Origin of the sequence: Leptotrichia hongkongensis (genome assembly GCF_041538065.1) — a bacterium.
GTDB lineage: Bacteria > Fusobacteriota > Fusobacteriia > Fusobacteriales > Leptotrichiaceae > Leptotrichia > Leptotrichia hongkongensis.
On the sequence record NZ_JBGORW010000005.1, the window covers coordinates 165,955 to 179,307 of the forward strand.

General features: G+C 27.7%; 9 protein-coding genes and 1 riboswitch. Of the genes, 6 read left to right on the forward strand and 3 right to left on the reverse strand.

The features are described from left to right. Positions 1-2 precede the first annotated feature (2 nt). Both ribD and ribH read right to left on the reverse strand, forming a co-directional pair. The gene (gene ribD / locus ACEG17_RS05485) at positions 3-1,118 is read right to left on the reverse strand and encodes a bifunctional diaminohydroxyphosphoribosylaminopyrimidine deaminase/5-amino-6-(5-phosphoribosylamino)uracil reductase RibD (RefSeq protein ID WP_372582882.1); all 1,116 of its coding nucleotides are present in this window, start codon (positions 1,116-1,118) and stop codon (positions 3-5) included. Positions 1,119-1,205: 87 nt separating this feature from the next. Next, complete coding sequence (ribH, locus tag ACEG17_RS05490; RefSeq protein ID WP_372582883.1) at positions 1,206-1,670, reverse strand: 6,7-dimethyl-8-ribityllumazine synthase; 465 nt, start codon at positions 1,668-1,670, stop codon at positions 1,206-1,208. Positions 1,671-1,860: 190 nt separating this feature from the next. Continuing rightward, a riboswitch (FMN riboswitch) is annotated at positions 1,861-1,998 on the reverse strand. A 219-nt stretch (positions 1,999-2,217) separates the two neighbouring features. Between ribH and ACEG17_RS05495 the strand changes: the two genes are divergently transcribed. The 5 genes from ACEG17_RS05495 to ACEG17_RS05515 all read left to right on the forward strand — a co-directional run bounded on the left by ACEG17_RS05495 (position 2,218) and on the right by ACEG17_RS05515 (position 11,703). Further along, positions 2,218-3,525: a leucine-rich repeat domain-containing protein gene (locus ACEG17_RS05495; RefSeq protein ID WP_372582884.1), complete on the forward strand. Its 1,308-nt coding sequence runs from the start codon at positions 2,218-2,220 to the stop codon at positions 3,523-3,525. Between the two features lie 128 nt (positions 3,526-3,653). Then, a complete protein-coding gene (locus tag ACEG17_RS05500; protein WP_372582885.1) occupies positions 3,654-7,766 on the forward strand; it encodes a DUF4280 domain-containing protein in 4,113 nt (1,370 codons plus the stop codon). A gap of 10 nt (positions 7,767-7,776) precedes the next feature. Further along, positions 7,777-8,364, forward strand: coding sequence for a hypothetical protein (locus tag ACEG17_RS05505; protein WP_372582886.1), 588 nt, complete (start codon positions 7,777-7,779; stop codon positions 8,362-8,364). Positions 8,365-8,632: 268 nt separating this feature from the next. After that, entirely contained in the window at positions 8,633-10,798 is a 2,166-nt protein-coding gene (locus ACEG17_RS05510; RefSeq protein WP_372582887.1) for a transcriptional regulator, read from the forward strand. 23 nt (positions 10,799-10,821) lie between these two features. Then, a complete protein-coding gene (locus tag ACEG17_RS05515) occupies positions 10,822-11,703 on the forward strand; it encodes a hypothetical protein (RefSeq protein ID WP_372582888.1) in 882 nt (293 codons plus the stop codon). 460 nt (positions 11,704-12,163) lie between these two features. On the opposite strand, the gene ACEG17_RS05520 is transcribed toward ACEG17_RS05515, so the two are convergent. Continuing rightward, the gene (locus tag ACEG17_RS05520) at positions 12,164-12,676 is read right to left on the reverse strand and encodes a hypothetical protein (protein WP_372582889.1); all 513 of its coding nucleotides are present in this window, start codon (positions 12,674-12,676) and stop codon (positions 12,164-12,166) included. 272 nt (positions 12,677-12,948) lie between these two features. On the opposite strand from ACEG17_RS05520, the gene ACEG17_RS05525 reads away from it, so the two are divergent. After that, positions 12,949-13,146: a cold-shock protein gene (locus ACEG17_RS05525; protein ID WP_015769847.1), complete on the forward strand. Its 198-nt coding sequence runs from the start codon at positions 12,949-12,951 to the stop codon at positions 13,144-13,146. The last annotated feature ends 207 nt before the right edge of the window (positions 13,147-13,353 follow it).

Sequence of the window (13,353 nt, forward strand, 5' to 3'; positions counted from 1 at the left end):
TGTTAACTATAATTTTTTTGTAAAAATTCCATTCCAACATTTTCACCATAAACATTATATTTTACATTTTTTAAAACAATAGCTTCATTCATATTTTTCTTATCAAATCCAGCAATAAAAGATTTTCCTTCAATATCGCCTAAAATTTTATTAGCAATGAAAATTTCTCCAGCATCTACAATATCTTCTTCAAATGCCTGTGAAATAAGAGATTGACCACCTTCTAATAAAATTGAGTCAATCTCAAAGGTTCCAATTTTTTCAAGAATTTCTTTAAAGCTGAATTTTGTACCATTTAAAAATACAAATTTAACCTTGCTATTTTCAGAAAAATCTAACTGCTTTTCAGAATTTTTATTTTTTTCTGATGTAATAATTATTGTTTTCTCATCAATATTTTCTTTAATGATGTTATGAAATTTTTCAGTTTTTAAATGCGGATCAATAATTATTCTGTATGGATTTACACCGTTTTCAATTCTCGCAGTAAGACTTGGATTATCGGCTAGGACAGTATTTATCCCAACCATTATTCCCATAAATTTATTTCGATAAAATTGCACTTTTTCACGTGCCGCTTCGTTTGTAATCCATTTGGAATTGTCTGTTTTTGTAGCAATTTTTCCATCTAGAGTAATCGCACATTTTAAGAATAAATATGGTAATTTTGTCATAATATATTTGAAAAACACTTGGTTTATTTTGTCGCATTCTTCTTTCAAAATATTTTCAGTAACTTCAATTCCAGCATTTCTCAATATTTGTATACCTTTTCCAGCTACTTTTGGATTTGGGTCAGACGAGCCGATAACACATCTTTTTAGTCCCAATTTTACAATTTTTTCTGCACAAGGCGGTGTTTTTCCATAATGCGAGCAAGGTTCCAATGTAACATAAATTGTTGCATCTGACAAATCTTTAGAGTTTTTTGAAGCTTCATCCAAGGCGTAAACTTCGGCGTGAGGTCCTCCAAAATACTTGTGATAGCCAGTTCCAATAATTTTTCCGTTTTGAACGACAACAGCTCCAACCATTGGATTGGGATTTACTGATCCAGCACCTTTTTTTGCTAGTTCAATTGCTATTTTCATATATTTTTCATCAATATTTTCACTCATTTTATTTTTTCCTTTTTATGATGCTATCAATTAAATTTATAATTTTATTTTTATCAATATTTTCTGAAAATTTTACAAAAATATTTTTTATCCAATTTCTTTTATTAAATTAATCATTTCGATTGCAGAAAATGCAGCATCTGCCCCTTTATTTCCAGCTTTTGTTCCAGCTCTTTCAATAGCTTCTTCAATATTGTTTGTAGTTAAAACTCCAAAAATTACAGGTAATTCACTTTGCAATGAAATTTGGGCAACTCCTTTTGAAACTTCTGCACAAACATAGTCAAAATGTGGTGTAGAACCTTTTATAACAGCTCCAAGAGTAATTATTGCATCATATTTTTGTGTATTTGCTAATTTTTTTGCAATTAGCGGTATTTCAAAAGCTCCTGGAACCCAAGCAATATCAATATTTTTTTCAGAAACATCATTTCTTTTTAATACATCCAAAGCCCCTCCAATCAATTTTGAAGTAATGAATTCATTAAATCTTCCAGCTACAATAGCTATTTTTACATTTCTTCCATCAAATTTTCCTTCAAAAGTTCTCATTTTTAAATCATCCTCTCATTATTTAATTTTTATTTTCATTTAAAACTAAAAAAGCCAAGAATACTAAATTCAAGGCTTTTATATAAAGGTAGGTAATTTTAATTTGTAATTATTATAATTCTGAATTTTACATAAATAACTGAGTCATATACAACAAAATTATTTAATAAATTCATATTAAAAATTAATCATTTCACTTCTACCATCTAGACTGTAACTATCGGTACTGGAATTGCACCAGTTCATGTCGTTTTAATTTTATTTAAAATAAAAACAACTCGTGGACTTTACCACCGGTCGGGAATTTCGCCCTGCCCTGAAGTTTTAAATTTATTTTCTAAACTAATAATATCACTTTTTTATTATAATTACAAGCATTTTTTCAAAATAATATAAAATTTTTAGGAAAAAATCATTTTTTTGTTGACAAAATTTAAAACATAAGGTATCATTATATAAATTAAAATAAAATGAATAAATATAAAAATATTTATATAAAATAAACTTTTTATTAACTAAAATAATAATATAAATAATAGGAGGAAAAATGAAAAAAATACTAAAAATTTCAATTTTTATAGTATTTATAGCCTGTAGTAACAGTAAAAGTGATGAGTTGAAAGAAAATAGAAATACAAATGAACAAATGGCACAAATTCATACAATTTCCAAAAAAGATAAAAGTTGTACTGAATTAGAAAAATATAATATTAATGCTGAAAAAATAGACTTGAGAAATAAAGGGTTGGAAGAGATAAATTGTGTTGCAAATTACAAAAATGTAAAAATTCTTGATTTACGTTGGAATAGAATAAAGGACATAAAGCCTCTAGAAAATCTAAAAAGAATGGAAGTATTGAAAATAAATTTTAATCAGATAGAAGATGTAAAGCCGTTATTAAATTTGCCGAATTTAAGGGAATTATGGATACATAACAATAAAATAAGTGATATTAGAGGGATTGGAAAATTAACAAAGCTCGAACACTTGGATGTAAGTTTTAATCCATTAAAAAATGGAGTTGAAGAAATTTCTAGATTAAAAAACTTAAAAAGGCTGGAATTACGTGAAGTTCCAAAAAAAATTGTGGATTATGTATATGAAAATTATCGTGATTTCATGATTCCTAAAAAAATATTTATAGAAGAAAGATACCCGGAACTTACTGCAAAGAGAGAAAATGTGGTAAAATATCCTAATTTTTCAGAATTTGAGAGCAAAATAAATGGTTTTGAAACAGTAAAGATTATAAAAGAGCTTTCTACAAAGGAAATTGCACTAGATAAACTTCCGAAAGAGATTTACAAGATAGTTGATGAATATAATAGAAATTCTAAAGAAGCAGATGATAAAGTGGAAGGGGCAGCTTTTTTTACAAATAATATTTACTCAATATACACTCTTACATATCCTTATGCTTATGCAGGACAATCAAATAGTGAAACTTTTTTTACAAAAAATGGAAAAGTAATTGCAAAAGATATAGTAAATTTAGATTCACAATTGGAAAGCATTGATGAAAATAATCTGTTTTTATCAATAGTTGCAGCAAGTGGAGGGACAAATTATGTGATAACGGATATGAAAAGTGAACATTTGTGGCGTGAAGAATTTAGAGATTTTGGGCTAGTATCACCTAAGAGAACAGGTAAAATTTTTATAACGACTTCAAAGGAAAATGTTGTTAATGTAAGAGAAAACCATGGTTCAGATAGCTCAATAATTCATAAATTAGCGAATAATGTTACAGTTGAGGAAATTTCAAATGAAGGTGCCTGGAAATATGTGTATTTTTATAATAAAGATGGGGGATATTATATGAAAGGATATATACATAAAAGCCAGTTAAAATAGTTTATGATAAAATTAATTATAAATAGGAATAATAGGAATATAGTAAACAAAAAAGGGGTATAATAATTTTATTTGAATTGCTAAAATAATTTTGTGAAAGTTTTAAGATTTAAAGGGGGAAATTGATTGTGGTAAATAGAAAATTTAATGGGGTAGATATTGGGGATAGTGCGGTTGCATTTTTTGAAAAATTAGCTAAGCTGGAAAGTGGAGGAAAATATGATTTAGCAGACCAAAAATACTATATTGGAAAATATCAAATAGGAACAGATGTTTTGATGGATATGGGATGGCTTCCAAAAGGATCAACTTGGGCAAATGCCAGATTTATTGGTGAAGGTGCCACAAAATGGAAGTTAACAGGAAAACAAAGTTTTTTGAATACTCCAGCAGCACAAGATGAAGTAATTATGCGTTCTGTAAAAATGAGATGGGCAACTTTGAAAAAACATAAGGACAAAATTTGTAAAAATATAGCAGTTCCTAAAAATGCAGTTTATAAAGCGCCAGGAAAAGTAACTGCTTCTGAAACAAAAGTAAAAACAATAATAATGAAAAAAAGAAATCAAGGCTATAAAGCGGAAGATTTGAGAGGGAAAAGTTTTTTGCTTACATCATCTGGAATGCTTGCTGCCTCACATTTATGTGGACAAGGTGCAATGTCTAATGCTTTGGAAAATAATTTTAAAGGAGTATGGGGAATACCAGTAGATGGAAATTCCATGCCTTCACTGCTTTATGCTGAAAATTTAGCAGGACATGACTTATCAGTAATTATTGGATTCAAGGATAATTGTGAAGTTGGATATAAAGTTGTGGAGAAAAATCATACTCAGACTGATAATAAAAATATAAATAAACAGGCTGCAGTTCAGCAGAAACCTAAAAATAATATTTCAAATAATTCTCAATCAAAACCAGTACAAATGCAAAAACCTGTTTCAACCTCAAATACTACAAAAATAGAAAATGTTGAAAATACCAGCAAAATCGGAGTATTCACATTTAATGGGCAGAAATTTGAGGAAGTCTGGGATAGCGAAGAGTATAAAAGAGACAGAGCTGAAAACGGGAAAGCTCCTGAATTAGCTTTTGTAAATCCTGAAGAGTCTATTTTAAAGAGGCTGCAAGCTAAATTTCAAGATGAAAATCTTTATAATCAGAATTATGTAAAATATTTGGAAACTAAGACTGGGAAAAAGGTGCTGGAAGAAAATAAGGAAGATATAAATATTATTTTGAAAATGTATGATGAGGCAACAAAAGACAATGAAAACATTGGGAATGTAATAAGACAGCATGGGTTTGATGTCTTGAGGGGAAGAGAAGAGAATAATGAAGTTTTGCGGATACAGGATATAGTTTATTATATTTATTCGTACCCTATTCAAAATAAAACTAGCATAGAGTCGCTGGAATACGTGCTTAGTCAATATTCAGCAAAATATGTTAAATTTCCTGATAAAAAGCCTGTAAATAAATTTAAGAAACAAAATGACTATGTTGATAAAATACAAGGTGTGATTCAGATACATGTGAAAGATGAGGAAGTTAAGATTGAAAAAAATCAATTACCTGAAAAATATGACAAATACATGCAAGGAATAAAGGATATTGATGAAATTATTATAAAAGTTGCAAAAAGACAGTCTTCAGAATTGCAAAAATCAAGATGTGAAAATTTGATAAGAGAACTTGGAGAAAATGTATTAGAATATGAAAAAACTTATTCTATAGATGAAAATGGAGTCAGACAGTTTCCTTTATCAAGAAGGCTGATTGACAATATAATAATTGAATTTTTGAAGGTTCAGACTGGATTTAAGGAAGAAAATGAAATTAAGTATTTTGATAATCATAAATATAGAGATAGTAATATAGTGAGAAATTATTTATTATGGTATATAAAAAAACACAAAGGAATAGATTTACCTTCAAAAAGTGAAATGGGACTATTTGACAGGCTTCAAAAAATTGGAAAAGATATAAGGGTAACTACTGTTCTTAATGACTGGATAACTTCAAAATCAGCAATAAAAGTACGGAATATCAGACAAATAAGTAATTTGATAGATAAAGTTTATGAAAATTATAGGGATGATTCAGATTTTGAGAAAGATAAAAGTATTATTCAGGCTTTATTTAAGGACAGTAAGGAATTAAGAGATTATGCAGCAAATGTTGATTCTATGGACTTGTATTCGTTTTATAAATCATTTTATGATTTGCAGAATATTATAAATCCTACTGGAGAGTTGTTTGTAAATACTAACTGCATGTTAAAGTGTACGCTTGGAAAGGATATAAGCAGGCTAATAATAAATGAAGATAGAGTAATGCTTGGAGGAGCAAAGCAGGCAAATATAAATGACACAAATATTCAGCCTTTTAAATCATGTAGTGCTATCGGGATTTGTCAGCCAGCATTAATAGGGACATGGGAGAAAAATACAGATGTAAAAGTAAGAGACAAGCCAGCATTGCTGGATATTTCGACTATACAATGTATGCACGGTGGAATAATAAGTATTGATGATGCTGGACAAAAAGAAGTAGGAACGGCAGCTACTAAAACAGAAGAAGTTAAGGAAGCTGAGAGAGATGCAGATTGTCAATATAAGCTGTTAATAAATATTTGTAGCGATATAAATAATAATTTTATGCAGATACAGCTGAAAAAAGAGGCACAAAAATATGCTAAATGGAAAAAATATAAAACTGAGGTAATGGACAATATGCGTTCTTACTTTGCGAAAGATGTAAAAAATATGCTTGGAATAAGAAAATTAAGTGAGTCTGAAAAGAAAAATAAAGAAAATTTTATAAAGATAAACAAAGCAAAAATGCAAATTGCAAATCAGGAAGTTACCCCAGAAAAAGAAAAATATCTAAGAAAAAAAATCTATGCCGTATTCAAAGAAGCCTATAAAAGTATAAAACAAAAATCAGGGCCTAAATTTGATACAAAAGGAGTAATAAAAAATCATGGATTAAGCCTATGTGATTATGAGAGGAAAAATTTCTATTCTGCAAAAATGCTTCCAGTAATAACTTATGGTTATTTAATGCAAGCTGGAAATCTAACTATAACAGAAAATACAAAAAAATTGATTGAATCAGAATTAAATAGTGATATAAACACTTCAAATACAGGACAAATAAAATTACAAAACTACAAAATACAAAATAATGTAAGACAGGCAAAAGCAGTTCCAAAACAAAGAATAAAATCATCAGATGTATCAAACTGGATTGGAATAGGGAAAATGCTTTATACATCTATAAAACACGCTCCAACTGCAAATGATATTTTAAATGGAATAAGAAAAAATGGGAGAAGTGTAGCAGTGTGTCCGTTTAGTCAAGGAGTGTGGGATGAGACTCATAGTTCATCGAATAGGATAAATGTAAATTCTAATAATGTTGCACAAAAAAATATACAAAAAAAAGCTGATAATAGTTCTGAAAAGGAGGTTAAGGTAGATACAAAGAGAAATAATTCGGTAATTCAAAATGAAAATAATAAAAATACAACAATAATGAATAAAATAATTCCTTCAATAGAACAAACTCAAAATTCAAATAACAATTTAAATAAAAATATAAAAGAACAAAAACAAATTATTCAAAATGTTCCGCAAAAAAAACAAGAAACTAATGTATGTAAAATAAATAATTGTCCGCATAAAGAAATTGGAGAAAGAGCACCATGGATAAAAATTGCGGAAGAAGAAATGAAAAAATATAGAGGACAAAAAGAATCAGGTAAAACTTTATACAGCAGAATACAGAAAACATATTTTTCTATGGCAAATTTTGGGACAGATAAAAATCCTACTAAAGTTGCATGGTGTGCAGCATTTATAACATACTGCATAAAAACATCGGGATATAAAAACTCATCAAATCCTTCTGTTGGAGGTTATGACTGGGGAGTTGCACCAAGACCAGGATTGCCAAAAAGAGGTTGGTTTGAAGGAGAAAAAACACAACCTTTTGTAGGAGCTATAGGAATTTTTAAATTTCGAAATGGATATAGCCATGTAGCTATATTAGTTGGAAAAAGAAAAAATGGAATGTATGTATTTTTAGGTGGAAATCAAAACAATGAAATTAATAAAACTGCTTTTGAACCAAGTAGAATTGATTATTTTATGAAGCCTAAAAGTTATATAGTAAAACCAGAAGAACGAGAATTGCCAATAATTACAGATTCACAAAATACAGGTACCGTAGGATAAAGGAGATAAAATGATAAAATTATTGATTAAAATAATAGTACTGACTTTGATTTCATGTTGTGGAAAAAATAATGAAAACTTGTTTAATAATGTTAAATATAAGGAAAATACAGAAAAAAAACCACAAAAAATATTGAAAAAAGTAAGTTTTGATAATAAAAAAATGAATGATAAGACAATGAGCGTATCACTTAAAAGAATTATTGACATTATTATTAAAGCTCGAAAAAGTAAAAATTATATATTAGAAAAATATGATAATGACATTTTTAAAAAATATAGAGAATATTTTGATGATAATAAAAATAATAATGAATTTTTTGAAAAAACATCGAGTATACTTTTAAAATTAGAAAATAAATTGGATAGCTTGGGTTATAATAAAAAAATTGAAGAAACTATTAAAGTTAAAGATGGTGAATATAGTTGTTCAATTCAGATAACAAAAAATCCTAAAAAATTAGGATATGTTAATGGAGATATATATGGAACCGTTATCTGTTCATCTGAAGATAATGATTCGATGAGTAGGTTTGAAGAAATTTATTTGACAAAAATAGGGGCACAGTATTATATATTAGATTTATTAATTTCATAATTTTGTAAAAAAATAAAAATTATTTAATCTTAAAATTAAAATATAAAACTTAATTTAAGTAATATAAAACACAAAAATTGAAAATAATAATATTGACAAAATCCAAATTTTATTGTATCATTATATTAATTAAAAAATAATTAAAATATAAAGAAGGGGGAAAATAAAGTTATTTGAAAATTGTATAAAATTAGTTTAAATGGATTGCAAAAAGTTGGTTTACAGTAATTAATTTTTATATGATACTAAGAATAACTTTAAAGGAAATATGGGGAATAAGAATGTTATAAATCAGACTAATCGAACTATTTTATTTGAGGAAATTAATCCAGAGAAAATGGATATCTTGACGCTTATTAATGATGCGAGGGATATGGATTCACTGGATGATGAGAATGTTATTGAGATTAACAGGCATCTTTTGGTTGGAAGTTTTGAAGAGTTTTTGGAAAAATTTGATCCGAAGGTGTATAGTTATTTTGATGCGGAGAGTCAGAGTATTAAGTATATTTTGAAAAAGCCGGAGGGAGTACCTGAGGATTTGGTGACAGAAATTAAGATTAATAATGGGAATACGTTTTTTAAAATGCTTAGTACATTGATTGAGGCGAGAAAATCGCAAGGGAACAGGAATGTGGATTTTAAGTTTGAAAATATTTTGGAGCTAATTTCACCAAAAAAGGTTATTGAGGATATTAAGCAGACGAGAAAAGAGATTGCGTATATTTATCAGAAATACGAAGAACTGGATGATGAGAATCCTAAAAAACTGGAATTAGGAGATAAACTTAATTCAAAGTTTGAAGAAGCTTCAGAAAATTATAGTAATGTACTTGGAATGTTACCACTTGCGATTGAAGACATAAAAACTCGGCTTTTAATTGGAAGTGATACTAATAATTTTAAGTCAGAGAAAATAAAGCTGGGAATGCTTCAAGTAGGAGAAAAAGGAGAGCTTGAAGTAATTGAGTATAAGCAGGAAAATCAGACGGCTCTTGCCATGATTGAAGAGAAAAATACGACGGCTCTGGTTGAGGCTTTTAGGGATGACTATGAAAATGTTACCGATGAGCCGAATAAATATATTAGCGATTTGGTTGTCAGAACATTTGTGCCGCTTGCAAAGACATTTGTAGATGTTGATCCTGAGCAGGAAGTTGAAAATTATAATAATTATTTGGCGTTTTATAAGTCAGCACAGGAAGATTTTATAAAAATTGCAAAACCTCTAATTGAAAAAATATTGGGTGTGAAAATGTTTTTTGAGCAGTATGATGTGAGAATGGGACTTATGAAACCAACGCTTTTGATTACAAATGTAAAGCCTGAAATGATTGTAAAGGCTGGAAATAAGGATAAATTAAGAGCATTTTTGAACACAACTAATGAAAAGAATGACTTTGACAATACAGTATGGTTTGGAATTTATCCAAATGTTGATTTGGAAATGAAAAAAACTGAGAAAAAAGTTCGTGAAAGATTTATGGGAACAAAGAATGAAGATAAAACTGAAAAAAATACAATTGAAGTATTAACAAGCTTAATGACTATATTAGCGGAATATAGAGTCCAAGTATTTTTTAATTTTGAAGGAAAGCCTGAAACTTCGTTTGACAACCTTGCTACAATGGGTGTAGATAAATATATTGAAAAGACTCAAATGTTGGAAAATCAAAAATATTCTGAATATTTAATACCAGTAATTCCTAATTTTACGATAATTCCAAAAGATAAGTCAGGTGTTATGCTGGATTATAAAATGAAATTTGAAGAAGAAACAGGGGTTTCACTTTCAAAAGAACAGGAAGATTTGTTGAAATTCTGGATAGAAGGAGTGTATGTTGATGCGTCGTATGTTGCAGCTGGAATAATCGGAGCCACACAATGTTCAAATTATCTAAAGGAAAGGTTTCCAAACGTATCGCCACAATATCCAGGAGTACGTTTTGACATTGAGGAAAAAGACAATTCTTATCATGCAAAAACAACAATGTCTAAGGAAATATCAGGATTTACAAATACAATAAAGGATAGAATAAATCAATTTAACTATGGATTTGTATTTTCATCAGATAATGCAAATGTGGCACGTGAAAAAATACGGAATATAGTTGTATATAAGGCAAGAACTTTGCTAAAAAATCTGGATGGAGGCTATGAGCCGCTTTATAAGACACTTACAACGACGTATATTGAAAGAACGTTAAGATTTACAACGACAGACTTTAAAGAAGATAAGTTAAATATGTTTTTCAGTACAAATCCTGAAAGTCAAAAATCAGTCTGGTTAAAAGATACAAAATATGTAAATGGAATCATGCAAAAAGGAGATGACTTATCTCATATAATTGATGTAGATAATGGTATTTGCCAATTAAATATAACTTTTGCCGGAAATCTGAAAAATTTACAAGTTGAAATTAATAAAAATTAGTAAAATAAAAAAATGGGGGAAAGATGATTGAGAATAAGTATCCAATATTTGGGCATGGACAGGTGATAAGTAAGCAGGCACTCGATTTATTGAGGGATAACCCAGCAGAATTGACAGAACTATTTTATTTGGATAGAAAAGATGGGATAATTTCAGGATTTAATATTATTACAGATGCAGAAAGCAAACGAGTGATAATAACAAAAGGGATTTTGAAATGTGGTGGAAAAATTTTTTGGATGAATGAGGATTATAAATTTGATATGCCTGAAATTGAGAATAGATATATTTTAAAAGTAAAACTATTTTCAGATTTTCAGAAAAGAAAATTTTATGTTAGAAGTGCAGATTTTTCGTTAGAAATTTTAAATAATGGAGAAAATGTTGAAATAAAAAATGAAGATGGTGTTGAAATTGGATTTGATTTAGATAATCAATTAGAAATAAGCTATGAGAATTTTGAAAATACTGGAAGAAAAAAAATCGGAGAAATTGAGATAACGAGATTTATTACAAGAGTTGGAGCAGAACTTAGAAATGATTATAATAGTTTTATAGATTTAAGGCGTGATTTTAATTTGTTGGAGCTGATAAATACAAAATATTCTTCAAGACATGAATTAGGAACACTTCACCCTAAAATCTTGAAATTGTTTGGGAAAGAGGCTTCTAAAAAGGTAAATTTGGATATTTATGATGTTAATTTCTATGTAAATTGCTTAAATGGAAATGTAGAAAGAGATGTTATAATAGCTTATATTAATTTAAAGTTACAGATGGAAAATGAAAATTATAGTAATGAAGAACTTTACCAATATCTAGTTAAAATTTTAGAAAATTTAGGAAAAGATAGGGAAATTTCTCAGAAAAAAAGAGTAATTCCTAGAAAAATTACAATTGAATAAAAAATTGAAATTTATCAATTTTCTAATTTTATATATTCATTATTTAGTACGATTCCTTAGTTAAAAAGCAAAAATTATATTTTAATTATTTGGAAATACGGATTGTTATTTCGCTATGAAAAAATTTATAATAAATTCGTTATTTAAACAGAGTTTAGTATAAATAGTTGAAACTAATTAGAATTACTTTTTAAGGGAATTACATAAATATTAGATTTTAATACTTTGATAAAAAAAGTTTTTAATATCTTCATTATTTAAATGAGATTTATTATTATAGTAAAACTGCTTTAAAACTAAACTCAAAAGTTATGACTATTTTACTCAAACCCTAAATTTATATAATTTTTAGTAGTTTAATTTTAAATAGGTTTGAGTATAGTATAAAAAAAACTCAGGCAGTTATAAAAAATATATAATTTCACTGCTTGAGTGTATTCTTATGTATTAATTAATGTGATTAATCAACTGTAAATAGAAATTGATTTCCAGCATATAAACCTAATTTATTTTTATTTAGCTTAAACGTATAAGTTCCATCTGTTAAACTGTCATTTTTTTCATTGAAAGTTAAGTTTTTTGTGTCAACTTGCATTCCATTTTCAGATTCGCCTTTGTAAGTTATTTTATATTGGTTATTTTCTTTAGAAAATACTAAAATTCGATCTTCCATTGTGATTTCTTTACCAATAAGTCTGTCTACATGTTGTAAAGTCTGGCTAGATTTTACTTCTTCTGGTTTTACTTGAGAAGCGGGTTGATTAGTTGCATTTTCATTAACATTTTCAGAAGATTCTACAACTGGCTGTGCTTCTTTTGGGTTGGATTGCGAATTATTATTTGTAGTGTCAGCACTTTGTTGTTCAATTTGAATTTCATCTTGATCTTCATTTTGAGTTGCTTCTTTTTTTCCACAGCTCATTATTGCTAATATTACAAATGTACTAATTAACATTTGTTTTTTCAAATTCATAAATTACCACATCCTTTTAAGTTTATTCTTAGTATATATTTTATATTGTTTTTTAGGAAATTACAAGAGTTTTATTATAATAAAAGTTTTAAAATTTTCATTTTTATAATAAATCCTTAAAAATAATTAAAGTTTTGAGAAAAAAGGCTATTCTTTTTTAGAAAAGTGTGATATAATAGACATAGATAACCAAAAGCAAGTAAGTGTAACAAAAAATATATATTTGTAACAGTAACAGTTGTTTGAGGTGTAAAATTTTAGGAGGTAATACTTTGTTAGGTAAAGTAAAATGGTTTAACGACAAAAAAGGATTCGGATTTATTTCAGGAGAAGATGGAAATGATTATTTCTTACATTTCTCAAAAATCAATAAAGAAGGATTCAAAACAGTTAACGAAGGTGAAGAAGTAAGCTTTGATGTAGAAGAAGGACCAAAAGGACCTCAAGCAACAAATGTAATTTCTCAATAATCGATTAATTAACTTTTTGTTTAAAGGAAGGCTGTTTCAAAATGATAAATTTTGGAATGGCTTTTTCCTTTATATATGATTTTTATTTATAAAATATAATAAAGCTCTTTAAATGTGGAATTAAATATTACAAGTTGTCAATTAAACTTAACTGTATAAGTTCAAAATTAAAGAAATTAATTGTATAGAAAGAGAGGGAATCTTATG

Bases quoted from the DNA above. Each gene is read 5' to 3' on its own strand.
- ribD (WP_372582882.1), bottom strand. From the start codon at position 1,118: ATGAGTGAAAATATTGATGAAAAATATATGAAAATAGCAATTGAACTA.
- ribH (WP_372582883.1), bottom strand. From the start codon at position 1,670: ATGAGAACTTTTGAAGGAAAATTTGATGGAAGAAATGTAAAAATAGCT.
- ACEG17_RS05495 (WP_372582884.1), top strand. From the start codon at position 2,218: ATGAAAAAAATACTAAAAATTTCAATTTTTATAGTATTTATAGCCTGT.
- ACEG17_RS05505 (WP_372582886.1), top strand. From the start codon at position 7,777: ATGATAAAATTATTGATTAAAATAATAGTACTGACTTTGATTTCATGT.
- ACEG17_RS05510 (WP_372582887.1), top strand. From the start codon at position 8,633: ATGGGGAATAAGAATGTTATAAATCAGACTAATCGAACTATTTTATTT.
- ACEG17_RS05515 (WP_372582888.1), top strand. From the start codon at position 10,822: ATGATTGAGAATAAGTATCCAATATTTGGGCATGGACAGGTGATAAGT.
- ACEG17_RS05520 (WP_372582889.1), bottom strand. From the start codon at position 12,676: ATGAATTTGAAAAAACAAATGTTAATTAGTACATTTGTAATATTAGCA.